This is a genomic window from Streptomyces sp. NPDC055966, from assembly GCF_042269865.1.
Lineage (GTDB): Bacteria > Actinomycetota > Actinomycetes > Streptomycetales > Streptomycetaceae > Streptomyces.
In genome coordinates, this window is record NZ_JBHJYK010000004.1 from 34,703 (window position 1) to 58,981 (window position 24,279).

Consider the following 24,279-nt stretch of genomic DNA (forward strand, 5'->3'; position numbering starts at 1 on the left):
GGTCTTGATCAGCTCAGTGGCTCGGTGGAGTGCGGCCGTCCCCCGGCGCGGACATGAGGTAGGCGAGTACGGCCAACACCCGGCGGTTGTCGTCGTCAGAAGGGGCGAGCTCCAGCTTGGTGAAGATGCTCGTGCTGTGCTTGGACACGGCCTTCTCGCTGATGAAGAGCCGGTTCGCGATGGCGCTGTTGGAGCGTCCCTCGGCCATGAGCTCCAGCACCTGGCCTTCCCGTTCGGTAAGCCTGGAGAGGGGTTCGAGTTCGCCACGGCTGCGGCGGCCGAGCAGCTTGGTGACCACTTCGGGGTCCATGACCGTGCCGCCCGCGGCGACCGTACGGATCACGTCGACGAACTGGTCGTCGCTGAAGACCCGGTCCTTGAGCAGGTAGCCGACCCCTCCGGCCTGGTCGGCGAGCAGCTCCTCGGCGTAGATCTGCTCGACGTACTGCGAGAGCAGCAGGATCGGCAGCCCGGGTATCCGTTCCCGGGCGGACAGCGCCGCACGGAGTCCGTCATCGGTGTGGGTGGGCGGCAGCCTGATGTCCACGATCGCCAGGTCCGGCCGGAACTCCAGCAGCGCACCGAGCAGACCCGGCGCGCTGTCGGTGGCCGCCACGATCTCGAACCCACGTGCCTTGAGGAGCCGGACCAGCCCCTCCCGGAGCAGGAAGAGATCCTCCGCGACGACTACGCGCACGGCACCTCCATGACCACGATCGTCGGCCCACCAGGCGGGCTGCTGACCGCCAGGATGCCGTCGAAGGCCGCCAGCCGTCGCTCCACCCCGGCCAGCCCGGTGCCCCGGGCGGGATCCGCGCCCCCCACCCCGTCGTCGACCACCTCGATGCGCAGCAGCCCGCCCGTCCGGGCCATGCGGATCTGCAGGCCGTGCGCCGAGGCGTGCCGGACGGCGTTGGTGACCACCTCGGCGACGGCGAAGTAGCAGGCCGACTCCAGCGGGGCGGCGAGCCGCCCGGGCAGCTCGATCTCGGTCTCACACGGCAGGGGCAGGTCCAGCGCGAGCGCCCGGACCGCCTCCCCCAGACCCCGGTCGGCCAGCATCGGCGGGTGCATCCCTCTGATCAGGCCGCGCAGTTCCTCCAGTGCCGCCGCAGAGGCGACGCGGGCCTCCACGACGAGAGCGGCGGCCTCGTGCGGATCGCTGTGGATCATCTCCTCCGCGACCCGGAGGTTCATCCCGATGGTGACCAGCCGCCCCTGGGCGCCGTCGTGCAGGTCTCGCTCGATCCTGCGCAGCTCCGCGGCCGCGGAGCCGACCGCCTCGGCCCGCGTCTCGGTCAGCTCCCGCACCCGCCGGGCCAGCGCCGGGTCAGGGCCCCGACCGAGCAGCCGTCCGGCATCCGCCAGCACGGTCCTCGGCAGCAGCCACAACCCAAGGGCCAGCAGCACGGCCCCCTGGATGCCGCCGAGGACCGACGCATGGTGAGCCACCATCTCAAAGTTGAGGGACGGCGCCGGCATGCCTGGGGAGCCGAACTTCCGTACTTCCACCAGGTGTTGCCCGAACCCGCTCTGTGCGATGTCGTACACCCCGATCCCCACCAGCCCCAGGACAGCCAGGTTCGCCGCCGCCCTCGGCCACCGCACCAGCCCGGCCACGACGGCCGCCAGCAGTGCCAGCCCGACCAGGTAACTCACCACTGCCGGTCCGATCCCGGTGCCCGGCGGCGCGGACTGCCACAGATCGAGGCCGAACAGGTTGCCGGTCATCACAACGATGGCGGGCAGCAGCAGGGCCCAGCGCGCGGACCTGAGCGCATCGGCTCCGGCAAGGCGCTCGGGCCTACCGTTCGCCGGCCGGCGCAGAGCCGCACCGGCGAAGGCGGCGAGCACCGGGATGCTCACACAGCCCACCAGGATATTCAGGGGTGTCAGGCCGTAGGAAACAGAGGAACGCGTGACCGCATGAGTGAGCCAGTACGTCCATTCCAGCAGTTCGCCGGTCACCGCCGCGACCACGGGCAGTACCCACCGCCTGGGCACGCGCGCCGAGGAGAGCAGCGTGGTGGCCAGTAGGCCGGCCATCAGCAGCGCCGACGCGAGCAGCCCGTCGGGCTGGAGATCTGGCACGGTGACGACGCCGCCCGTTCCTTCGGTGTTGTGCAGGGCAAGCACCAGAGCCGGCACACTGCCGTACGCGGCCGTACCCACCAACCCCGCCACGACCGGCCAGCCGATCCGCCCAACCGGTCGCGCGCCACGCGTCGGCCGGTCCCACACCTGCTCCGCCCTGAAGGCCAGCACGACACAGACCGTGGTCAACGCCACGAGCACGCCCCCCGGCCAGGGCGCCCCGTTCACCGGAACCGGAAACGGCCACATATTTGCCCCTCGTCTCGTCTTCCTGGCCACGCGCTGCGGCCTGGAGATCATGCTGCTGCGAGGGGTTCGGCAAGCACCATGGGCCGAAACCTACTTCCGGGGTAGGCAAACACCTACTCCGGCCGGGAAGCCTCTGCGGAAGTGTCGGCAGGGAAAGAGACAGACGGGACGTGCGGGGAGTGCTCTGCGTACCAAGGTGAGCTCCGCCTGCCTGCGCCACTCTTGCCGCCTGCCGTAGGTAGTCGCAGCGAGCGGCGACTTGAGGCAGGCGCACCTATGCACTTGAAGTGCGAGCACCATCACGCCCAATCACTTGATTCCCACACAGAATTGGTGGCTGGAAATCGCTCTGCAGCAGGCAGTGAGTGAGCTCCAGCAGGTGCTGGAGATCGTCCGGGACGTCGCGCGCGAGGTATACGCGACCAATGCCGACCGTCATGACCCGTCACACGGGGACGACAACGGCACCTTCGCTCAGCTGGTCTGGCGGAACATCGCCAACCTCTCCTTCCAGAGGCTCAACCAAGCAGGGATTCCGGTCCGAAGGGTGGCCGGTGGGGCCATCGAGGTCATCTCCGGGTCGTGGGTCGTGAGGATCTACAAGTTCCCGCTGACCGCACCTGACAAGGTGCGGGACAAGCTCGAACAGCTCAGCTGGGACGGCAGTGCCGCTCGGCTCCGAGGTGCCGTGCTGAACAGCTCGATGAAGGGGCAGCTGGCGTTCGACCATGACCCGGACTGGGCTGACAGCTTCGCTGAAGTTGTTCGGCAGGGGCATGTTCGGATCATGCACACGGGTGACCCGGAGACGGGAAACTGCGTCATCGAAGTGGGCCTTCCGCGCGACAACCGAGAAGGCGGTTCGCCTTGGCTTGATGGCACACTCGAGATCCATAATGATCTCCAGCTGAGCCTCCCGGCTCCGCGGTCGGCAAAGGACGCACTCGTCTACCAGGTCGGTCTGCCCTCAGCGGGACTTCCGGATCGAGACGGCGAGCTGCCGTCTGCAACGGATTCCAACGAGGGTCGGCCCGTTACAGGGAAGGCGCCGAAGGCTCTGGACTACACCGACCTCGAAGAGAACGAGCTGCCGCTTCGCCGGCGCACTGACGAGACGCGCGACTTGCGCGAGAACACAGACTGAGAAATCCATGCCGACACCGCTTCGAGGATCGAGAGGCGCTGAATTCGCCTCCCGCTCCTTCGAACCTGAAGCTCTGACCACAGCCCGTCAGCTTCGGGGACTCCGGAAGAACGAGCTCGCCAGGAAGGTTGGGCTTACACCAGCAGCGGTCAGCCAGTACGAGCTGGGCCAGAGTCGGCCTTCAGCCTCGGTCGTTGCGCAGCTGGCCATTGCTTTGGGTGTGCCGGCCACGTTCTTCGCTACGGGGCACCCGCATCCAACGATGCCCAGCGCCGCCCACTTCCGAAGCCTCAGGGCGACGACACAGCTGCAACGGGATCAGGCTGTCGCATTCGGCAAGATCGTCTGGCGGCTCGTTACGACGGTCGAGCACTACGTGGAGCTTCCCCCTGCAAGACTGCCGCGCCTGGCCCTGCCGGCCGAGCCGAGCAGGGCTGACATCGCGGCCATAGCTCGCGATGCTCGCGATGCCATGGGCGTTCCTAGTGGACCGATCCCCCATGTGGCCCGACTACTCGAAGCCCATGGCGTCGTGGTCCTGGAGCTACCGGCCATGTCCAAACGGGTGGATGCCTTCTCCCATTGGTACGGGAGCAGGCCGCTGATCTTCCGGAATCCTGCCAAGAACGACAAGGCTCGGTCGCGATTCGACGCAGCTCACGAGGCCGGACACTTGGTCATGCACCTTGATGCTGAGCCTGGAAGCCGCATCGTCGAGAACCAGGCGCATGACTTCGCCGCCGAGTTCTTGATGCCAGGCGCCGAGGTCCTTGAGGAACTGCCGCAGAGACTCGACTGGGAAGCGCTCTACGCGCTGAAGCGACGCTGGGGTACTTCCCTTAAAGCCCTCGTCTACCGTGCCCATGCCCTCGGTGCTTTCCGGGAGACAACGTACAAGCGAGCCATGATGATGCTGTCTCAGCACGGCGATCCGGAGCCGTGTGACCTCGGCCCTCGCGAAGCGCCACTCTTGCTTGAGAAGGCGGTCCGCCTCTGCGAGGAGACAGGCGTTTCGTTCGATGAACTTGTCTCCCGCTCGGGCTTGCCCTTCGAGCTGGCGAACGAGGTCTACGCCACCGCGACCATGACGAGGCCGCGTCTTGCACTGGATGCATCCGACGAGAGCGAAAAGCCGACCGCCCCCGAGGTGCTGACGCTGTTCCCCAGCTGACCGTCGTAGTCACAGCAGTTGCGCGTCCCCCACTCCAGCTCACTCCTGGCCGGCCTGTTCCGGGTCGCATGGCCACGGTGACGCCGTGCTGGTCCCTACTTCCACCCGTCCAGCGATACCTGGGGGCCGCCGGTGAGATATCGGCGGAGGGCACTGGCAGTGGTGTCCACGAAGTCTTCCGGGATGGCGTCGGCGTCCGTCCAGCAAACCTGTGCGTGCTTCCGTGGCTCGCGGTTCTCCGGTTCACCGGTCCATTCATGGGCGGCGAAGACAACGGTGAGGAACCCGTTGGGAGCTTCGACACCCCAGGCGCCGTGGATGATGTGGGCGACCTTCAGGGACTCAGGCTTCACTGTCAGGCCGGTTTCCTCGTACAGCTCGCGCACGGCGGTCTCGGTGATCGGCTCGCCCGGCTCGCTCTTGCCGACGGGCAGGTCCCACATGCCCTTGGCGAACTTGGCGTTCTGGCTGCGCTGGAGGAGGACGACGCGGTTGGTGGCCTTGTCGTGGACGATGACGGCGGCGACGAGGAGAGTCATGGATTCGAGGGCGGGCATGAGGGCTTTGGGCTGGTCGTCAGTTGTCCGCTGAGCCACGGTTGTGTCCCTTCGTCGGCCGGTTGGTGGGCAGCTTAGGCCAGTACTTCGCGTGCACGACGGGCGAGTTCGGCGGCTCCGGGCACTCTGCGCCGCATCCTCGCCACGACCGACCTGCCGCCCATCACCCTGCGGGACCTGCGCCACGTGGCCGCGACGCTCACGCACGGAGGCGGCGGCGACATCCACACGGTGAAGGAGACCCTCCGGCACTCCACCATCACGCTGACCTCGGACACGTACACGAGCCTGCTCCCGGAGCTCGACCGCGAAATCGCTGAGAAGGCAGCGAAGCTGATCCCGCGGTCTCGTCCGGCAGCCGCCGAACCGTCCGCCCCGGCAGCGTTCGATCCGCAGGCCGCCAGCCCATCCGCGCACGCGTCACTCGGGGATTGAAGTCCCGGCCCGACAAGCGGCGGCCGGGCGTTGAGTTCGTGTCACTCGCTCTGCCTGGAGCCACTCCACTCCTCTTCCTCCTCCATGAACCGGATGCCGTCATGGGACAGTGAGACGGTGGCGGGCGTCTTGTGCGACGTCCATTCAACGGTGATCAGGCCCTCGTCGGCCAGGTAGGCGCAGGCTGCGGACAGGTCGTCGTCGGGCAGCCGGAGCGCCTCGCGCAGTGCCGCCCCGCTGACCTCAGGTCGGTTGCGTTCCATGGCTCCGTAGAGTTGCCGGAGGATGGCCTTGCGGTAGGTCTTGCGTTCACGGAGTGTCGTCATGGCTGGCGCTCTCAGGCTGGTCTCCGAGGCTGCTGATGCCGACAGGCAGCCGACCCTACGGCCTCGCACACAGCCTCCGCCGCCCGGGTGCCCCGCTGCGTAGCTCCTCATGCGGCTTGCCCTGGCTGTATGCGGGCGTCCCGGCGATTCCCGGCGACGCCGATGCTCGCGGTGATGGGGAGTAGCGTGGTCAGAAGCGAGGCGGATCCCGTGTTCGCACCGGATCCCGGACAGGTGGTCCTCCATGACCGGCTCCGACACATCCCCTGGTTCCAGGCACCTGCCGAGCGGTGTGCACCATGCCGTGCGGCCGGGGAGTGCACTGCTCCGGCTGGAGACGACGGCATCACGCGAAGGCGTCCTCGACGGGGCGTGGTGGCCGCGGTCGCGCGACATCGGTGCCGAGCTGCCCGCGCTGCTGAGCGCCCTCACCGAGCACCTGGGCCCCCTGACCCGCGTCGGGCTGGATGCCACGGCCTGGGAGGGGCTGCCGACCCGGATCGTCGTCGGCGACCACGTGGTACACGTGGACTCCTTCCCGGTGGGTGACGACACGGTCCTGATCACCCGGGGCGACCGGGACCTCTTCTCGCTGCTGGTGGTCCCACCGGACACGCCGCCCGAGGCCGCCCGCGCGGCGATGGCACAGGCCGTCCTGGCCGGCAACGTCAGCGAGGCGGAGCAGATCCTCATCGACACGGGAAGCGGGCAGAGGCCGTCCGGCTGAGCCCTGTCGTGGCCGGTGGTGCGGTCAGCCGCGCCACTCCACGAGGAGCAGCGTCGCGTCGTCCGTCGTGTGTCCGCCCCGCGCCCGCTTGAGGGTGTGCGACAGGGAGCGCGCCACCGCCCGGACCCCGCGACCGGTCCTCTCCAGCCGGTTCACCCAGTCGATCAGCTGGTCCTCACCGAACTGCTCCTCACCCACGGCGTGTTCCTCGATCAGTCCGTCCGTGAAGCAGAGGACGCGGTCTCCGCGCTCCAGGTCCAGCTCGCCGACCTCTGGCTCCGCGCCGCCCATGCCGACCGGGAGGGTCGTGGGGACGTCCAGCCGACACATGACGCGGTGATCGCGCACGAGTACCGGTGGCGGGTGTCCCGCATTGACCCAGTGCATCCGCCCCGTGGCCGTGTCCAGCCGCATCATCTGGGCGGTGACGAAGTGGTCCGGGCCGAACTGGTGTACCACGGCGACGTCCATGGCGGCGTAGATCTCCGACAGGCCGGTGCCGAGGCGGCGGGCGTGACGGTAGGCGCCGATGGCCACGGTGGCCATGGTGGCCGCGCCCAGGCCGTGCCCCATCGCGTCGATCATGGCCACGTGGAGGATGTCACCGTTGAGCGCGTAGTCGAAGCTGTCCCCCGCCACGTCGTAGGCGGGCTCCAGGATCCCGGCCACGGCGACCCGCGGCATGACCATGGCCAGAGGCGGCAGCAGGGACCACTGGATCTCGGCGGCGACGCTCATCGGCTCACCGCGGCGGGTGGAGAAGAACAGGTCGGAGTAGCCGTGCTTGGTCACCAGCAGGTCGGCAACCAGGCCGGAGAGCCTGGCCAGCAGCCGCCGGTCGTCGTCATCGACCCGGTCCAGCGTCACGGCCATGACGCCCACCTGGTCGCCGCCGTCCAGCAGCGGCAGGTGGACCCGTACGCCGTCGGCCTCGGGCACCTCGACGGGCTGGGCATCGAGAAAGCACCGGCCCGCGACGGAAGCGTCGATGTCCTGCGGATCCCCGCCCGTGAGGCCCTCACCGCGCAGAGGTACGAGCAGCAACTGGCCGTAGTCCTGGAGCAGCACCTGCGGACGGCGGCCGCCGAGCCGCTCCACCACGTCGGCGACCAGCGGTCCGATGAGGTGGGGCGGGAGCTCGTGCGCCCGGTCGAGAACCGCCCCCAGAAGCGCTTCCCCGAAGCTCTCGGAGCGGTCCGTGCCCGGTTCGGCCGTCATCAGCTCACCCACCGTGATCCACACGGACACCGGCGGCGGGGTCGACCGGCGAAAGGACTACCCGTCCCATCACTCCATCATGGGCCGTGCTGTTCCCCTGCGCCCTCCCGGCCGAAGCCGTCCTCGACATGTGCCAAGGTGCGCTGAGCCGACAGCGGATTCCACGGATCGGCGGCGGCGGTCAGCAGGCGTTCGGCGGTTCCGGCCGGCTCGTCGGGCGGGACGACCAGCAGCTCCCAGCGCCCCAGGGTGCCGCAGTCCAGGGTGATGGCATGCTCCTCGGCGGTGGCGTCGCTCAGGACGACCTCGATCACGTGGTCCGGCGCCGACACGGTCAGTGGCGCGTCAGGCCAGGCCGCAGCGCCGACCGTGACGCGGGTGACCGTGCCAAGGCCGGGGTCGAGCGAGCCCACGAGCGCGGGCAGCTCCAGTTCCAGGGCGTCGCAACGCGGCCACCACGCTCCGTCCAGCGGGCCGTGGCTGGCCTCCGGCGTGAGCCTCAGCCGGGCCAGCGGCATCCTGTACGTGTGCGCGTCACTCGGCGGCCGGTCTCCTGCGGGCGGTGTGGGGGAGTCCATCGTGCGATCCCGTCCGGGCGGCCTGGAGCTGCCCTCGTTCGCCACTCGCCGGGAACGGCGCTGTCCTGATCATGCGCCCGACATGCTCTCGGTGTCTTCAAGGCTACGCCCGGCTTGGAACGGCGGCCCGAGGCGCAGGCAGCGAAGATCCGCTCTCCCGGAACAGGGTCAGCACGCAAGGAGCGCCCCGACCGGGCAGCCCGACCATCTCCCCGTGGTTCCGCCAGCCCCACGAGTCGTAGGCGGCTTGTCCGGCCCGGTCGGCAGGAATCAGCAAGGCCACTCCGAGCTCGGTGCGCTCATCGGCCAGCAGACGCTGTTGCAGACGGCGGCCGATGTCGCGGCGCTGTGGGTGCTGGTGCGCCACGACCTGAGTGAGGAGCAGGAACCGGGCACAGCCGGTGAGCCGTTGGACGCTCTCCTGCAACCCCTGCTCGGACCGGCTGACGGGACTCACCGGAAACCCGAAGACGCACCCCACCAACACCGTCGTCTCGGCCACCAGCAGCGCGAAGCCAGGCCGTCGGGCGCTGACGGCAAGCCGCCGCAGGAAGTCGTCCCGCATGAAGGGGCCGGCCACGGCCAGGTCGGCGATGTCCTCGCTCATCCCCTCCACCTGCCGGCGAGTCAGTCTGCGCAGGCGGATCCCGTCCTTGACGACCGGCGCACCGGCGCGGTCGCCGGACGTCTGCGTCCCGCCGGCCGACGGACCCGCCGCGGACGTGTCCAGCAGATCGCGGAGCAGGGGCGCGGAGCCGGTGAAGGCGAGGAGCCGGGTGATCTGCGCGCACGGATGGTGCAGGTGCAGGCAGGCGTGCACGCGGCCGGCATGCCGTGACGCCGTCAGGAAGACGTCCAGGCCCTTGGCGTCACAGGAGCCGACCGTGGTGAGATCGACGTCGATGGCTGTCATGCCGTCGCGCAGGCACTGCTCCAGCGCGGCCCGCAGCAGGGGCGCCGAGGCCGGCCAGATGTCGCCGACGAGCGTGACGAGGGCCCGCTCCCCCCGGTCACGCCGGTGGATGTCCAGGCGCTGCACGGCCATCACCCCGCCCTTCGGCAGGGAAACGCAACGACCAGGGAAGGGTGCGGAGTTGTTGTGATCGCGGCGGGCATGATTGCCGACCCGTCTCCGCACCGCCGCTCGGACGGCCCGGGGTTCGTCTCTCGCCGAGGACGACCCGGCAGGACGGCCGGAGTGCGTGATGCCCTCGGTATCTCCACCGTACGCCGCCGGCCGACTCGACCCGCAGCACCGGACGGGCTCACCCGTAAGGCCCGTAAGGAGCGCACCGCCTGCCGAGGCTCATGGAGACATCCGGGGCAGACGGCCCACTCGTGGGGCACACTGCCGTACCTCACGCCCGCCGGGTATCCGCTGAGGGCGGTCTCACACAAAACCGCCGCAGGTGGCCGCGCTTCCCGCTCACGCATCGCTCACGCAGGAGCCCGGAAACGAAGCAGCGTCCGAGCCAGCTGACGCCGACTCGGACGCTGCGTAGCAGGTCAGGGGCCATATCCCCCGCCTACCAGCCGTAGGCCCTGTGGGACTCGAACCCACAACCAATGGATTAAAAGTCCACTGCTCTGCCAATTGAGCTAAGGGCCCAGGCGATGTTGCCTGTCCGAGCATAGCCGGACGCGGCCGTGTCTCCGATCGGGTATCGGTGGACCGGCCGCGTCGCGGGGGGAGGAAGGGGCGGGATGGTCACTTTTCGGCCGTCTGCGGGGCGGGAACGCGGTCCGGGGTGAGGAACCAGCGGCGGGCCGAGGCGAGCCACCAGGCCGCGGCGAAGCCGAGGACGACCAGGACGGCGACGGGGGCGTAGTTGAAGGTCTTCCAGGTGACCGGGGAGACCTGCGGGAGCATGAAGAGGATCGTGATCGCCACGACCCAGAGGACCGACACGACTCCGATCGCCCCCGACCAGCGGCCCAGGTGCCACGGCCCGCGTTCGAAGGCGGCGCCCTTGCGGACGCGCAGGAAGGTCGGGATGACGTACGCGATGTACAGGCCGATCACCGCGATCGACGTGACCGCCGCGTACGCCGTCGAGTTGATCAGGTAGGGCAGGCCCAGGGCGAGAGCGGCCAGGGCGGCCAGCCAGACGGCGGCGACGGGGGTGCGCGAGCGCGGGCTGACCGTGTGCCAGAGGCGCGAGAAGGGCAGCGCGCCGTCGCGCGAAAAGGCGTAGATCATGCGGCTGTTGGCGGTCACCGAGGCCATTCCGCAGAAGAGCTGGGCGCCGATCACGACGAGGAGCAGGAGCTTGCCCGTCGTGGCTCCCAGGGCGTCCAGGAGGATCTGCGCCGGGGGCGCGCCGGTCGGGGAGGCCAGCTCCTTGTCGTAGGACTGGATCGCGAAGGTGAAGCCGAGGAGGAGCACGAAGCCGGCGATCCAGGACGTCCAGATGGAGCGGACGATGCCCTTCGGACCGGCCGTGGACGCGTCGTGGGTCTCCTCCGTCATGTGCGCGGAGGCGTCGTAGCCGGTGAAGGTGTACTGCGCCATCAGGAGGCCGAGGAGGACCACGTACGGGCCGCTGCCCCAGCCGGTCTCGTTCACGAACTTCGTGAACACGAAGGACGCCGTCTGGTGGTGGTCGGGGACGAAGGTCAGCGCGCCGACGATGACGGCCACGCCGAGCACGTGCCACCACACGCTCACGTCGTTCAGGAACGCGACGATCCGCACGCCGAAGGTGTTCAGCAGGCCGTGCAGGACGAGGATCGCGGCGAAGAGGAGGACCGTGCGGCCCGGGGTCACCCCGAAGCCGAACTGGAGGTTCAGGTACGCGCCGAGGAAGGAGGCCGCGCCGAAGTCGATGCCGGCCGTCACCGCGACCTGGCCCAGCACGTTGAACCAGCCCGTGAACCACGCCCAGGCCGCCGCCGAGCGGGGCGGCGCGAGGCGGTGGGCCCAGAAGTAGAGGCCGGCCGAGGTCGGGTACGCCGAGCAGATCTCGGCCATCGACAGGCCCACGAACAGGGTCATCAGGCCGACGGCCACCCAGCCCCAGGTGATCACCGCCGGGCCGCCGGTGGTCATGCCGAAGAGATAGAGCGTCAGGCAGCCGGACAGCACCGAGATGATCGTGAAGGACACGGCGTAGTTCGAGAACGCCGACATCCGGCGGGCGAGGACCTGGGTGTAGCCGAGCTGGGCCAGTCGTTCCTCGTCCGACAGGCCGTGCGCCCCGTTCGCTCTCGCGTCTTCTGTCATGCCCCCAGCAATTCCCCCACCCGAGGGGTGACATGCGTCACGCTATGGCCAAAAAAGGCCCGTACGACGGTGTCGTACGGGCCCTTCTCAGGTTACTCGGCCAGGCTCACCCGGCGTCAGCCGTTGCGCTTCCAGCGGGGCTTGTCCTCGCGGCGGCCGAAGGAGCCGGTGCCGCGGTGGTCGTCACGGCGGCCGAAGGGGCGGTCGTGACCGGCGGAGCGGAAGCCGGGACGGTCGTCACGGCGGTCGCGGTTGAACGGACGGTCGCTGCCCCGGTGCCCGCCGCGCTCGTCCCGGCGGAAGCCGCCGCGGTCGTCACGGCGCTCGAAGGAACGGCCGCCCCGGTCACGGTCGTTGCGGTCGTTGCGGTCGTTGCGGTCGTTGCGGTCCCGGTCGAACGGACGACGGTCGTCGCGGCGCTCGAAGCCACGGCCACCACGGTCGTCACGGCGCTCGAAGGAACGGCCACCACGGTCGCCGCCCCGGTCGAAGCCCCGGTCACGGTCGTTGCGGTCGTTGCGGTCCCGGTCGAACGGACGACGGTCGTCGCGGCGCTCGAAACCACGGCCACCACGGTCGTCACGGCGCTCGTCACGGTCCCGGTCGAAGCTGCGCCGCTCCCGGCGCTCGTACGGCGCCGAGGCCGCCGGGCGCTCCTCGCGCTCTGCCCGCGGCTCGGCGGCGGCAGCGGCCTGCGCCTCAGCGACCGCGAGCTCCTCCGCGGCCGTCGCCTGGGCCTCGGCCACCGCGGCCTCCGGGTCCTCGCCGCGCTCGCGGGCGACCCGGGCGACCAGCCGGTCGGACTCCTCGCGCAGCTCGGCCGCGCGGCGCTGGGCGCGCTCCAGCTGCTTGGTGAGCTGGGCGACCTCGCGCTCCGCCTGCTGCGCGGCGTTGTTCGCGGACTCGGCCTGGACCTCGGTCATGGAGCGGGCGCCGGTGATCTCGGCGACCTCCGGGTCGAAGGCGCCGGCGCCCTGGATGATGTGGCGCGCGGCGTCGACGCCGGCGTCCTCCATCAGCCGGAAGATCTGACGGCGCTGGTGCGGCAGGGACAGGGAGACGACCGTGCCCGTGCGGCCCGCGCGAGCGGTGCGGCCGGCGCGGTGCAGGTAGTCCTTGTGGTCGCCGGCCGGGTCCACGTTCAGGACCAGGTCGATGCCGTCGACGTGGATGCCGCGGGCGGCGACGTCGGTGGCGACCAGGACGTTGACGTAGCCGTCCTTGAAGTCGGCCAGGGTGCGGGTGCGCGCGCCCTGGGTCATGCCGCCGTGCAGCGCGTCGGCCTTCGCGCCCGCCTCGCGCAGCTGCTCGGCGACGCGGTCGGCGCCCAGCTGGGTGCGGACGAAGATGATCGTGCGGCCCTTGCGGGAGGCGATGGCGGCGGTGACCGGCGCCTTGTCCTTGGGCTTCACGATGAGGATGTGGTGGGACATGGTCGTCACCGCGCCCTGGGCCGCGTCCACCTCGTGGGAGACGGGGTTGTTCAGGTAGCGGTCGACGAGGGTCTGGATCTCGTTCTCCATCGTGGCGGAGAAGAGCATGCGCTGGCCGCCGGCCGGGACCTGGTCGAGCAGCTCGGTGACCTCGGGCAGGAAGCCCAGGTCGGACATCTGGTCGGCCTCGTCGAGGACGGCGATCTGGGTGTCCTCCAGCGAGCAGGCGCCGCGGTTGATGATGTCGCGCAGCCGGCCCGGGGTGGCGACGAGGATGTCGACGCCGCGCTCCAGGGCGTAGATCTGGTTGCCCATCGAGGTGCCGCCGCAGACGACCTTCATCTTCAGGCCGAGGACGTCGCCGTACGGCTGGAGGGCGTCGGCGACCTGCATGGCCAGCTCGCGGGTCGGGGTGAGGATGACCGCGCGGGGCTTGTGCTTCTGGGTGCGGCCGCCGGCCAGCGTGGCCAGGGTCGGCAGACCGAAGGAGAGGGTCTTGCCGGAGCCGGTGCGGCCACGGCCGAGGATGTCCTTGCCGGCCAGGGCGTCCGGGATGGTCGCGGCCTGGATCGGGAAGGGGGTCGTCACGCCGTTCTGCGCAAGCTTGCGCACGATGCCCTCGGGGAGGCCGAGGTCGGCGAAGGTGGTCTGGGGGGTGGTGTCAGCGGCCTCGTCGGCCTCGGTGATCTCGTTCGTCTCGTCGACGAGTTCGTTCTCAAGCTCGCTGAGCTCGTTCTCGGACACGACAAACTGATCAGTACTGGACACGGACATGCGAATGCGAAACCTTCCGGAGTCTCGTCGGCACGCGCCCGTCAACTCCGTGATTCGCTCACGACCGCCTCAATGCGGTCCGCCACGGCAAGGGAGAGTACGCGCCACACGGCGCGCTCTGTGATGGCGCCGGGCAAATGGGATCAAACGATCTACCACCATACGCACCCATCCCCCCTGAAGGCAAACCGGTCCTTGAAACCGCAGGTCGGACCCGGTCGCAGCCTCACGCCGGCACACCCGCCGTAGGGGCGGGCTCACGCTGGGCCAGCTGCGTTCCGGTGCCCTCGTGCGCCGAGGAGGACGGCTCGGCCGTCGGGGGCTCGGAGGTGGCCGCGGGCGGGGTGGAGGCCGGGGGCTGGGGTGGTGCGGAAGTGACCGGCGGGGCCGGTGGGGCCTTGGTCGGCGCCGGGTCCCCGGGTTCGACCGACTTCCCGGGCCTGGCGGGCTTGCCGGACGGTGCGGGGGTCGGGGACGCGCCGGCCGCGCCGGACGACGGGGTGACCGAGGCGCTGGGCGACTCCCCCGGCTTCGCCCCGCCGCCCTTGCCGTGCTTGCCGTCGGCCCGCGGGCCTCCGTGTCCCTGGCCCCCGACACCGTCCACCGGACCGCCGTCGGGCGCCGCACCGCCGTGCTGCCCGGCCGAGTGCGAGGGCCGGGCCCGGCCGGCGTCGTCACCCACGTTCACGCAGCCGGCCGCCGCCGCGCTGACGGCCAGCACGGTGACGGCGAGCCGGACGGGTACGTACAAGGGGCGCACGGCGGCCACCTCCGGGGGCAAGGGAAAGGAGTCAACCTCCCCAACTCCCGCCGCCCGCAAGAGGACACGCGCCCCGCACGCGCAGCCCGCACTCAGCCGTAGCCGAGGGCGTGCAGCCGTGCGTCGTCCATCCCGAAGTGATGGGCGATCTCGTGCACCACGGTCACCTCGGTCTCCGCGACGACGTCCTCGCGGGTCGCGCACATCCGCAGCGTCGGCCCCCGGTAGATCGTGATCCGGTCCGGCAGCACACCGGCGTACCACTCGCCCCGGTCGGTCAGCGGGGTGCCCTCGTACAGGCCGAGCAGCTCGGGGTCGCCGGCGGGCGGTTCGTCCTCCACGAACACCGCCACGTTGTCCATGAGCCGCGTCAGCTCCGGCGGGATCCGGTCGAGCGCCTCGGCGACCAGCTCCTCGAACTCCTCGCGCGTCATCTCCAGCACACGGTCATTGTCCGGTACGAGAGCTTCGTACGAGAGTGGCGCGGCGCCGCACATCCGCAGCCGTACGCCGCATATCCACATCCGTACATGGGCATACGGGACCAATGGCCCGCGTCCCCGTCGCAGCCCTCCGCACGCTGACGAACCGCGTACGCCCGCGCCCCGCCCGCAGGGGCACCCGCACGCTCCCCGCCCCGCGCCCGGACGCGCGTCCGGGCCGCCCCTGGCTGAGCGCCCTCGGGCTCACCGCCGTCGTGCTCTTCGGCGCCTGGCTGGGCCTGCTGGTCGTCGGCAACGTCCGGGCGCCGGTCGGCCCGATGAACACGACGATGGCGCTGCGCCCCTCGCTGAGCGGCGGCACGAAGATCAACATCTCTCCGCTGGGCGCGCTCACCCTGGACAGCCATGTCGCCCCGGTCCGCCTCGACGTCAACGTCGACCAGCTCGACCCGCTGCGCTCCCAGGCCCTGGTCGACCACCCGGAGCGGATCTCCGGCCTCCAGCAGGAGGTCGCCCAGGACGTCGAGCACGGCACGCTGGACCTGGCCGTGCGCTCCTGTGTCGCCGTGGTCGCCGGGGCCACCGCCCTCGGCCTCGCCGTCTACCGCCGCCCGCGCCGGGCCCTCGCGGCCGGCGGACTGGCCCTGACGCTGCTCGCCGCCTCGGGCGCGTCGGCGTACGCCACCTGGAACCCGAGGTCGGTGCTGGAGCCGAAGTACTCGGGCCTGCTGTCCTCGGCACCGTCCGTGGTCGGCAACGCGCGCAACATCGTCACCGAGTTCGACGTCTACCAGAAGGAACTGGCCCGCCTGGTGACGAACGTGACGAAGCTCTACGACGTCACCTCCACGCTCCCGGCCTACCAGCCGGACCCCTCCACCATCCGGGTCCTGCACGTGTCGGACATCCATCTCAACCCCGCGAGCTGGAAGATCATCGCCTCGCTGGTGGAGCAGTACGACGTGAACGTGATCGTCGACTCCGGCGACACGATGGACCACGGCATCGCGGCCGAGAACGGCTTCCTGGACCCGGTCAGGGACCTGGGCGTGCCGTACGTCTGGGTGCGCGGCAACCACGACTCGCGGATCACCCAGCGCTACCTGGGGCGCATGAAGAACGTGCACGTCCTGGACGACGGGCACGCGCAGACGGTCGCGGGACTGCGTTTCGCGGGCATCGGCGATCCGCAGTTCACCCCGGACCGCTCGGCGGTGCCCGGCGGCGACGCGGCCGAGCAGCTGGCCGGCGACCGGCTGGCCGCCGACCTGCGCGACCAGAAGGCCCGGCACACCCCGGTCGACGTCGCCGTCGCCCATGAGCCGGCGGCGGCCCGCGAGACGGACGGCGAGGTGCCGCTGGTGCTGTGCGGCCATCTGCACCACGAGGGGGACGAGATCCTCCCCTACGGCACCCGGCTGCGGATGGAGGGCTCCACGGGCGGCAGCGGGCTGCGCGCGGTCGAGGGCGCGTACCCGGCCCCGATCGAGGCCTCGATCCTCTACTTCGACCGGGACAGCCGCCGCCTGCAGGCCTGGGACGCGATCAGGCTGGGCGGGCTGGGCGAGGCGACAGCCGAGGTCAGCCGCCATCTGGCCACCCCCGTCAAGCCCGGTCCCGCGCCTTCCGCCACGGGCACACCGTCGCCCTCCACCCCGTCGCCGTAAACCGTTTTGGCGATAGCCCTCGGCATCCCATATGCTTCTCACGTCCCCGACGCGCTGAGAAGCGCCCAGGCGGGCCGATAGCCCTCATCGTCTAGCGGCCTAGGACGCCGCCCTTTCAAGGCGGTAGCACGGGTTCGAATCCCGTTGGGGGCACGCAAGATCGTGTGCGACACTGTTGCACGCACAAGCTTGGTCCTGTGGAGCAGTTTGGAGTGCTCGCCACCCTGTCAAGGTGGAGGCCGCGGGTTCAAATCCCGTCAGGACCGCTGGTGTTTCACGTGAAACACCGTGGCTGGGTAGCTCAGTTGGTACGAGCGATCGCCTGAAAAGCGATAGGTCGCCGGTTCGACCCCGGCCCCAGCCACAACCAGAAGGCCCCGTTCGTCGAACGGGGCCTTCGTCGTCAGGGGATCGGGGAGATGAGCCAGCACCAGTCCGTCGCCATGACAGCGGACAACCAGCTGGAGAGGATCCGGGCGCGGTACGGGCTGCTCGCGATCATCGCCGGCAATCTCGCGATCGTCGTCGTCGCGATCGTGGGTGTGTGGCGGCTCCACGGGGACAAGGCGGTGATCGTCGGCATCCTGACCGCCGCGTTCACCGCGGTGAGCAGCATGACCACGGCCTACCTGGGCATCAAGGCCATCTCCAACACGGCGAAGTCGCTCGCGCAGAGTGCCGCGCAGGCCTCGGCGCCGGCCGCCTCCGCCCCGGCGCAGCGCGGCTCCTGAACAGCGCACGCAAATCATTCGCGTGATTTTCGGCCGGGGTGAGATCCTGGACCGCGTATGTCTACGCATCCCGCCCCCGCCCTCGGCACCCTCGCCCCCCGTCTGACCGAGCTGTCGCTGCGTGACGCGCACCAGCTCGGCCGGCGGCTTGAGGGCGCGCGCAAGATCCGTAAGCCGGAGGCCCGCGCCGCCGTCCTCGCCGAGATCGAGGCGGAGGTCGACAAGGCCGAGGCCCGGATCGGTGAACGGCGTGCCCGTGTGCCCGCCGTCACCTACCCCGAGCAGCTGCCCGTCAGCCAGAAGAAGGACGAGATCGCGGACGCCATCCGTGATCACCAGGTCGTCATCGTCGCCGGTGAGACCGGCTCCGGCAAGACCACGCAGATCCCGAAGATCTGTATGGAGCTGGGCCGGGGCGTGCGCGGCATGATCGGGCACACCCAGCCCCGCCGTATCGCCGCCCGGACCGTCGCCGAACGCGTGGCGGAGGAGCTGCGGACGCCCCTCGGCGAGGCCGTCGGCTGGAAGGTCCGCTTCACCGACCAGGTGAGCCCGGACGCCACCTTCGTCAAGCTGATGACGGACGGCATCCTGCTCGCCGAGATCCAGACCGACCGCGAGCTGCGCGCCTACGACACGATCATCATCGACGAGGCCCACGAGCGGTCCCTCAACATCGACTTCCTGCTCGGGTATCTGGCCCAGCTGCTGCCGAGGCGGCCGGACCTGAAGATCGTCATCACCTCCGCCACCATCGACCCCGAGCGCTTCTCGCGGCACTTCGGCGACGCGCCGATCATCGAGGTCAGCGGGCGGACGTACCCGGTCGAGGTGCGCTACCGGCCGCTGCTGGAGGACGATTCCGAGGACTCCGACCGGGACCAGATCACCGCGATCTGCGACGCGGTCGAGGAACTCCAGGCCGAGGGCCGGGGCGACATCCTCGTCTTCCTCTCCGGCGAGCGCGAGATCCGGGACACGGCGGACGCGCTGGAGAGGAAGAAGTACAGATTCACGGAGATCCTGCCGCTGTACGCCCGGCTGTCGCACGCCGAGCAGCACCGGGTGTTCCAGCCGCACACCGGGCGCAGGATCGTTCTCGCGACCAACGTCGCCGAGACCTCGCTGACCGTCCCCGGCATCAAGTACGTCATCGACCCCGGCTTCGCCCGGATCAGCCGCTACAGCCATCGCACCAAGGTCCAGCGGCTGCCCATCGAGCCCGTCTCGCAGGCCAGCGCCAACCAGCGCAAGGGCCGCTGCGGCCGTACGTCCGACGGCATCTGCATCCGGCTCTACAGCGAGGACGACTTCCTCGCCCGGCCGGAGTTCACGGACGCCGAGATCCTGCGGACGAACCTGGCCTCCGTCATCCTCCAGATGACCGCCGCGGGCCTCGGCGACATCGAGAAGTTCCCCTTCATCGACCCGCCGGACCACCGCAACATCCGCGACGGCGTCCAGCTGCTCCAGGAGCTGCACGCGCTGGACCCGGCCCAGAAGGACCCCCGCAAGCGGCTCACCGACACCGGCCGCAAGCTGGCCCAGCTGCCGGTCGACCCGCGCCTGGCCCGCATGGTGCTGGAGGCCGACAAGAACGGCTGTGTCCGCGAGGTCATGGTCATCGCCGCCGCGCTGTCCATCCAGGACCCGCGCGAGCGCCCGGCCGACAAGCAGGCCCAGGCAGACCAGCAGCACGCCCGCTTCAAGGACGAGACCAGCGACTTCCTCGCCTATCTGAACCTGTGGCGGTACGTCCGCGAGCAGCAGAAGGAACGCGGCTCCAGCTCCTTCCGGCGCATGTGCAAGCAGGAGTACCTGAACTTCCTGCGCATCCGCGAGTGGCAGGACATCTACATCCAGTTGCGGACGGTCGCCAAGCAGATGGGCATCCACCTCAACGAGGAGGACGCCCCCGGCGACCGCGTCCACATCTCCCTCCTCGCCGGCCTCCTCTCCCACGTCGGGATGAAGGACGTGAAGGACGGCAACAAGAACGAGTACCTGGGCGCCCGCAGCGCCAAGTTCGCGATCTTCCCGGGCTCGTCGCTGTTCAAGAAGCAGCCGAAGTTCATGATGTCGGCGGAGCTGGTGGAGACCTCCCGGCTCTGGGCCCGGGTCAACGCGAAGATCGAGCCCGAGTGGGTCGAACCGCTCGCGGAGCACCTGCTGAAGCGGACCTACAGCGAACCGCACTGGGAGAAGGACCAGGCGGCCGTGATGGCGTACGAGAAGGTCACGCTGTACGGCGTCCCGATCGTCGCCCAGCGGAAGGTGAACTACGGCCGGATCGACCCGGAGACGAGTCGCGAGCTGTTCATCCGCAACGCGCTCGTGGAGGGCGACTGGCGCACCCACCACAAGTTCTTCGCCGACAACCGCAGGCTCCTCAGCGAGGTCGCCGAGCTGGAGAACCGGGCGCGGCGCCGGGACATCGTGGTCGACGACGACACCCTCTTCGACTTCTACGACCAGCGCGTCCCCGAACACGTCGTGTCGGGCGCCCACTTCGACTCCTGGTGGAAGCACAAGCGGCACGAGCAGCCGGAGTTCCTGGACTTCGAGCGGGAGATGCTCATCCGGGAGTCGGCGGAGGCGGTGACGAAGGCCGACTATCCGGACTCCTGGCGGCAGGGGCAGCTGAAGTTCCGGGTGACGTACCAGTTCGAGCCGGGCGCGGACGCCGACGGCGTCACGGTCCACGTCCCGCTCCAGGTGCTCAACCAGGTCACCGACGAGGGCTTCGACTGGCAGATCCCCGGCCTGCGCGAGGAGGTCGTGACGGAGCTGATCCGCTCCCTGCCGAAGCCGATCCGCCGCAACTACGTGCCCGCCCCGAACTACGCGAGGGCGTTCCTGGAGAGGGCCGTGCCCTTGCAGGAGCCGCTGACCGTGACGATGGCGCGCGAGCTGAAGCGCATGGTCGGCGTCCCCTTCGAGGCGGAGGACTTCGACTGGTCGAAGGTCCCCGAGCATCTGAAGATCACGTTCCGGATCGTCGACGAGCGGCGCCGCAAGCTCGCCGAGGACAAGGACCTGGAGACGCTGAGGCTCCAGCTGAAGCCGGAGGCACGCAAGGCCCTGTCGCAGGCGGCCGCGGCGACCGCGTCCCGCGAGGGCGGGGAGTCCCTGGAGCGCAAGGGGCTGACCGACTGGACGATCGGCACGCTGACCCGGGTCTTCGAGACCCGCCGGGCCGGCCAGCCGGTGAAGGCGTACCCGGCGCTGGTGGACGACGGCGACACGGTGTCCGTACGGCTCTTCGACACGGAGGCCGAGCAGGCGGAGGCCATGTGGAAGGGCACCCGGCGCCTGATCCTGCGGAACATCCCGGTGAACCCGGCGAAGTTCGCCTCGGACAAGCTGACGAACGCCCAGAAGCTCGCCCTGTCGGCGAACCCGCACGGCTCCGTCCAGGCCCTCTTCGAGGACTGCGCGACGGCCGCGGCGGACAAGCTGATCGCGGACTTCGGCGGGCCGGTGTGGGACGAGGCGTCGTACCGGAAGCTGTACGACAAGGTCCGCGCGGAGATCGTCGACACGACGGTCCGTACGGTCGCGCAGGTGCAGCAGGTCCTCGCGGCCTGGCAGGCCACCGAACGCCGGCTGAAGGCCGTGCGGAGCACGGCGCTGCTCGCGAACCTGACGGACGTCCGCGGACAGCTGGACGCCCTCGTGAAGCCGGGCTTCGTGACCTGGGCCGGCATACGCCGGCTGCCCGACCTGGTGCGCTACCTGGTGGCCGCGGACCGGCGGCTGCAGCAGATGCCGACGGGCGCGCAGCGGGACACCACGCGCATGCAGAAGGTCCACGAGATGCAGGACGAGTACGCCTGGCTCCTGGAACAGCTCCCGCAGGGCCGCCCCGTCCCGCAGGCCGTCCTGGACATCCGCTGGATGCTGGAGGAGCTGAGGGTCAGCTATTTCGCCCACGCGCTCGGCACCGCGTACCCCGTCTCCGACAAGCGGATCGTGAAGGCGATCGACGCGATCGTGGCGTAGTCGCACGTGTACAGGGGGTGAGTTCGACCAGGCGGCCCCACCTCCTGTACAGTCTCATCTCGCAGCGCAACGCACTGAGCAAGGCGCCGCGAAACCTGGTCCTGTGGAGCAGTTTGGAGTGCTCGCCACCCTGTCAAGGTGGAGGCCGCGGGTTCAAATCCCGTCAGGACCGCATCGAAGAAGGCCCCCGTCCCACCCGGACGGGGGCCTTCGGCATGCGGGGCCCGCGCCCGCGGCGGCAGTCGCGATCAGACGCAGCACATCCCGTCGGGACCGCGTCGCGCGCCGGTGTCCGTTCCGCCCGCTCCCTTGACGGCGTCACATTCCCTCGGTACCCAGAAGACAGGGCCTGCTTTCCCGCTGTGGCCCCTGGAGGTGGGTATGGGGGCATCGGCCAGGCACGAGACGCGGGCGCTGTTGAGGGCGCATCTGGCAGCCGCGTCGCCCTACCGGCACCTCACCCGCCACTGCCCCGTCTGCCATCACCTCCTGCGACTGGCGATGGACGCCGGCTCACGGGGGCAGGAGGCCGAGGACGGGGACGTCGCCGTCGAGGACATCGACAGTGCCGACGGTGTCGAGGATCTTGAGGGGCTCCGGGACGAAAGTCCTCGGCTCGCGTGACCGACGCCGGTCCCAACACCCCACCGTGCGTGGGACGCTGGAACATGACGTTCCAATAGCGCACACATGCCATCGGCAACAACTGCCCGGGCATGTGACGGGAGTCACCGCATGAGTTTTCAAAAGGGCGGTACTTACCCCTGGCCTACAACAGGTCAATTTAATATGTGCAATTGCACCTGTCCCCGAGGTCGTGCACAGCGGTTCCGACAGCCCTCCCCAGACTCCGACAAGGCCGCTCACGGGACCGCCCCCGGAGTTCCGGCCAGCGCACAAAAAAGATCGCGCTGGACCCGGCGGAGTCCAGCGCGATCTACGACGCACCCTGTGTCGCTGCCAACAACGGTCTGTTCGGCTTGGGCGTGGGGTCTGTTGGGGCAGATCCCGCGTCGCTTGGAGCTACTGTTCCGGGCGCCTCGGCATGTTGGGGGACCTGCCGTTCTGCCCGGTTATGCAGTTGTTCAGGCCTCGCTGCGCTGCTGCGGGATGCCCGCGAGCAGAGCGCGGACCTCGGCCTCGCGGTAGCGGCGGTGCCCGCCGAGCGTACGGATCGAAGTGAGCTTGCCGGCCTTCGCCCACCGCGTGACCGTCTTGGGGTCGACACGGAACATGGTGGCGACCTCAGCCGGGGTCAGCAGCGGCTCGGCATCAGGGGTGCGAGCGGTCATGAGCGGCCTCCTCGGGAGAACCGAACCTTCTCGGTTCTTTCCTCTAAATTCTGCACCTTGACCCGCGTTGCCCGAAATGGTGGACGCGAGTCGAGTCGGTTATAGGACGAACGGCTTGTCCTCGGCACTACAACTACACCATCCGTCCAGCCGCGTCGGCCAAACCGATGGAATTGCCCTCCCAGGTGTTCATCAGCGACGGAAGCCGATGGACCATGCCATAGCGGACAGTCACGCCACTGTGACGATCAGTCACAGGACGATCAGGAGTCACCAGACCCCCCAAAGCGTGCAATGCGGAGAATCCACCCATAATGGAGCACAGTTGGGCGGAAGGAACCTTCCCCGGGCTCCTTGTCCTATTTTGGCATGAGGAGGGGCAAGAGACGCAAGGGCCCTGTACGTGCGGTCCATCACGCTTCAGTCATCCTTGACACAAACGCCCGGATCGGGACCAACGTCCCGTCACCTGGTCAAGTGCGGTAGACCGTATGCCGTTCGGGGGTGTTGTGGAGCGTGACGTGCGTCACCCATCCGGCTCCTCAGTTCGCGGAGCGCCGGTCCCGTACCGAGCGCCAGCGTTCCACGAGCCTCGCGTACGCCTCGCCGGCCGCCGTCCCGTCGCCCCGGCGCAGCGCCTCGATGCCGTCGGCCACGTCCGCCGCCGAGTGGTCGCCCTCCAGCTCGCCCGCCGGCAGGACGTGCACGAGGCCGCCGTAGTCCAGCTCCACCACCGAGCGCGGGTGGAACTCCTCCAGCCAGCGGCCGACGTCCACCAGGCCGTCGATCAGCGGGCCCTCCTCGACGGTGTCCTTCAGCGTGCGCAGGGCCCGCGCCACCCGGCGCCGGGACTGCACCATCGGCGTGCGGTAGCGCAGCAGCGGGGGCACGTCGGCGGTGCCCTTCTCGTAGCGCCGCTCCTCGTCGGAGACCAGCACGAACCAGTTCAGCGGCACCTGCCAGGTCGCGGTGCGGATCCACGGCCGGGCGTCGGGGTTGCGGGCGAGCCAGCGCTCGTAGTCCTGGGCGGCCTGGTGGCGCACCAGGGACGGCAGCACCGCGTCCAGCACCGGCGCGGGCAGTTCCTCCGCCAGCTCGCCGAGCGCCTGCCAGCCGCGCAGCCGGGTGCGCCAGGGACACACGCAGACCACCCCGTCGACCTCCAGCACGAAGGCGTCGCTGCTCTCGTGCACCGGCACCGCGACCGGCGGCGTGGGCAGCAAGTCGGCGAGGGAGCGCCGCAGTTCGTCCTGGTACGAGGGGCGGTCGGGGCGGCGGGCGTAGCGGGCCCAGTGGCCGCGCTCCGGCTCCGGGAAGGCGCCCAGCGGCTCGTACACGCGCAGGTACGCGGCATAGGGGACGACCACGGAGGACACCTTCGGCACGCCTGCTCCCTCCCCACCGGGCCCGGCTCGAAAACCGCTGCAAAACCACTGCAAATCGTCCCACGGACAT

General features: G+C 69.8%; 20 protein-coding genes, 5 tRNA genes and 2 pseudogenes. 13 read left to right on the forward strand and 14 right to left on the reverse strand.

Annotated elements, in window-relative coordinates; all coding sequences use genetic code 11:
- Positions 1–13: 13 nt before the first annotated feature.
- On the reverse strand, positions 14–697 hold the full coding sequence (locus ACFC8N_RS09825) for a LuxR C-terminal-related transcriptional regulator (protein WP_376287784.1): 684 nt from the start codon (positions 695–697) through the stop codon (positions 14–16).
- Positions 688–2,265 carry a sensor histidine kinase gene (locus ACFC8N_RS09830; RefSeq protein WP_376287786.1) on the reverse strand — a complete coding sequence of 526 codons (1,578 nt, stop codon included), beginning with the start codon at positions 2,263–2,265 and terminating at the stop codon, positions 688–690. The genes ACFC8N_RS09825 and ACFC8N_RS09830 overlap by 10 nt, the downstream gene beginning before the upstream one ends.
- A 391-nt stretch (positions 2,266–2,656) precedes the next feature.
- Between ACFC8N_RS09830 and ACFC8N_RS09835 the strand changes: the two genes are divergently transcribed.
- From ACFC8N_RS09835 to ACFC8N_RS09845, 3 genes and pseudogenes are all read left to right on the forward strand, one after another.
- On the forward strand, positions 2,657–3,487 hold the full coding sequence (locus tag ACFC8N_RS09835; protein ID WP_376287788.1) for a hypothetical protein: 831 nt from the start codon (positions 2,657–2,659) through the stop codon (positions 3,485–3,487).
- 7 nt (positions 3,488–3,494) lie between these two features.
- Positions 3,495–3,710, forward strand: a pseudogene (locus ACFC8N_RS09840) (helix-turn-helix domain-containing protein); the annotation flags it as partial.
- Positions 3,711–3,749: 39 nt separating this feature from the next.
- A complete protein-coding gene (locus ACFC8N_RS09845; protein ID WP_376288033.1) occupies positions 3,750–4,658 on the forward strand; it encodes an ImmA/IrrE family metallo-endopeptidase in 909 nt (302 codons plus the stop codon).
- Positions 4,659–4,753: 95 nt separating this feature from the next.
- Here the strand turns inward: ACFC8N_RS09845 and ACFC8N_RS09850 are convergent, their stop codons facing one another.
- Positions 4,754–5,254, reverse strand: coding sequence for an NUDIX domain-containing protein (locus tag ACFC8N_RS09850; RefSeq protein WP_376287789.1), 501 nt, complete (start codon positions 5,252–5,254; stop codon positions 4,754–4,756).
- Between the two features lie 84 nt (positions 5,255–5,338).
- Here ACFC8N_RS09850 and ACFC8N_RS09855 point away from each other — a divergent pair.
- Positions 5,339–5,650, forward strand: a pseudogene (locus tag ACFC8N_RS09855) (site-specific integrase); the annotation flags it as partial.
- Between the two features lie 41 nt (positions 5,651–5,691).
- On the opposite strand, the gene ACFC8N_RS09860 reads toward ACFC8N_RS09855, so the two are convergent.
- Positions 5,692–5,976, reverse strand: a complete 285-nt coding sequence (locus ACFC8N_RS09860; protein ID WP_376287791.1) for a hypothetical protein — start codon at positions 5,974–5,976, stop codon at positions 5,692–5,694.
- Between the two features lie 244 nt (positions 5,977–6,220).
- Between ACFC8N_RS09860 and ACFC8N_RS09865 the strand changes: the two genes are divergently transcribed.
- The gene (locus ACFC8N_RS09865; protein ID WP_150944920.1) at positions 6,221–6,703 is read left to right on the forward strand and encodes a DUF5994 family protein; all 483 of its coding nucleotides are present in this window, start codon (positions 6,221–6,223) and stop codon (positions 6,701–6,703) included.
- 24 nt (positions 6,704–6,727) lie between these two features.
- Here the strand turns inward: ACFC8N_RS09865 and ACFC8N_RS09870 are convergent, their stop codons facing one another.
- The 8 genes from ACFC8N_RS09870 to ACFC8N_RS09905 form a co-directional block, all read right to left on the reverse strand.
- Positions 6,728–7,921, reverse strand: coding sequence for a PP2C family protein-serine/threonine phosphatase (locus ACFC8N_RS09870; RefSeq protein ID WP_376288034.1), 1,194 nt, complete (start codon positions 7,919–7,921; stop codon positions 6,728–6,730).
- A gap of 77 nt (positions 7,922–7,998) precedes the next feature.
- Entirely contained in the window at positions 7,999–8,499 is a 501-nt protein-coding gene (locus tag ACFC8N_RS09875) for a DUF5994 family protein (RefSeq protein ID WP_225320532.1), read from the reverse strand.
- 103 nt (positions 8,500–8,602) lie between these two features.
- The gene (locus tag ACFC8N_RS09880) at positions 8,603–9,544 is read right to left on the reverse strand and encodes an STAS domain-containing protein (RefSeq protein WP_376287794.1); all 942 of its coding nucleotides are present in this window, start codon (positions 9,542–9,544) and stop codon (positions 8,603–8,605) included.
- A gap of 491 nt (positions 9,545–10,035) precedes the next feature.
- Positions 10,036–10,108, reverse strand: a tRNA-Lys gene (locus tag ACFC8N_RS09885).
- Between the two features lie 99 nt (positions 10,109–10,207).
- Positions 10,208–11,722 carry an amino acid permease gene (locus tag ACFC8N_RS09890; RefSeq protein ID WP_362823032.1) on the reverse strand — a complete coding sequence of 505 codons (1,515 nt, stop codon included), beginning with the start codon at positions 11,720–11,722 and terminating at the stop codon, positions 10,208–10,210.
- Between the two features lie 116 nt (positions 11,723–11,838).
- Entirely contained in the window at positions 11,839–13,929 is a 2,091-nt protein-coding gene (locus ACFC8N_RS09895; protein ID WP_376287796.1) for a DEAD/DEAH box helicase, read from the reverse strand.
- 226 nt (positions 13,930–14,155) lie between these two features.
- Positions 14,156–14,689, reverse strand: a complete 534-nt coding sequence (locus ACFC8N_RS09900; protein ID WP_376287798.1) for a hypothetical protein — start codon at positions 14,687–14,689, stop codon at positions 14,156–14,158.
- Positions 14,690–14,781: 92 nt separating this feature from the next.
- Positions 14,782–15,132 (reverse strand): metallopeptidase family protein, encoded by a 351-nt coding sequence (locus tag ACFC8N_RS09905; protein WP_356029938.1) that lies wholly within the window; start codon positions 15,130–15,132, stop codon positions 14,782–14,784.
- Positions 15,133–15,236: 104 nt separating this feature from the next.
- Here ACFC8N_RS09905 and ACFC8N_RS09910 point away from each other — a divergent pair, with 104 nt between their 5' ends.
- The 8 genes from ACFC8N_RS09910 (at position 15,237) to ACFC8N_RS09945 (ending at position 22,156) form a co-directional block, all read left to right on the forward strand.
- A complete protein-coding gene (locus tag ACFC8N_RS09910; protein WP_376287799.1) occupies positions 15,237–16,799 on the forward strand; it encodes a metallophosphoesterase in 1,563 nt (520 codons plus the stop codon).
- 80 nt (positions 16,800–16,879) lie between these two features.
- Positions 16,880–16,952 (forward strand) — tRNA-Glu (locus tag ACFC8N_RS09915).
- A gap of 38 nt (positions 16,953–16,990) precedes the next feature.
- A tRNA-Asp gene (locus ACFC8N_RS09920) sits at positions 16,991–17,065 on the forward strand.
- 24 nt (positions 17,066–17,089) lie between these two features.
- A tRNA-Phe gene (locus tag ACFC8N_RS09925) sits at positions 17,090–17,163 on the forward strand.
- Positions 17,164–17,218: 55 nt separating this feature from the next.
- Entirely contained in the window at positions 17,219–17,530 is a 312-nt protein-coding gene (locus ACFC8N_RS09930; protein WP_356029936.1) for a hypothetical protein, read from the forward strand.
- 57 nt (positions 17,531–17,587) lie between these two features.
- Positions 17,588–21,532, forward strand: a complete 3,945-nt coding sequence (hrpA, locus tag ACFC8N_RS09935; protein WP_376287802.1) for an ATP-dependent RNA helicase HrpA — start codon at positions 17,588–17,590, stop codon at positions 21,530–21,532.
- Positions 21,533–21,629: 97 nt separating this feature from the next.
- Positions 21,630–21,704 (forward strand) — tRNA-Asp (locus ACFC8N_RS09940).
- A 209-nt stretch (positions 21,705–21,913) separates the two neighbouring features.
- Entirely contained in the window at positions 21,914–22,156 is a 243-nt protein-coding gene (locus ACFC8N_RS09945; RefSeq protein WP_356029934.1) for a DUF6274 family protein, read from the forward strand.
- A 461-nt stretch (positions 22,157–22,617) separates the two neighbouring features.
- Here the strand turns inward: ACFC8N_RS09945 and bldC are convergent, their stop codons facing one another.
- Positions 22,618–22,824 carry a developmental transcriptional regulator BldC gene (gene bldC, locus ACFC8N_RS09950; protein WP_003949541.1) on the reverse strand — a complete coding sequence of 69 codons (207 nt, stop codon included), beginning with the start codon at positions 22,822–22,824 and terminating at the stop codon, positions 22,618–22,620.
- A gap of 542 nt (positions 22,825–23,366) precedes the next feature.
- On the reverse strand, positions 23,367–24,209 hold the full coding sequence (locus ACFC8N_RS09955) for a hypothetical protein (protein ID WP_376287804.1): 843 nt from the start codon (positions 24,207–24,209) through the stop codon (positions 23,367–23,369).
- Between the last annotated feature and the right edge of the window lie 70 nt (positions 24,210–24,279).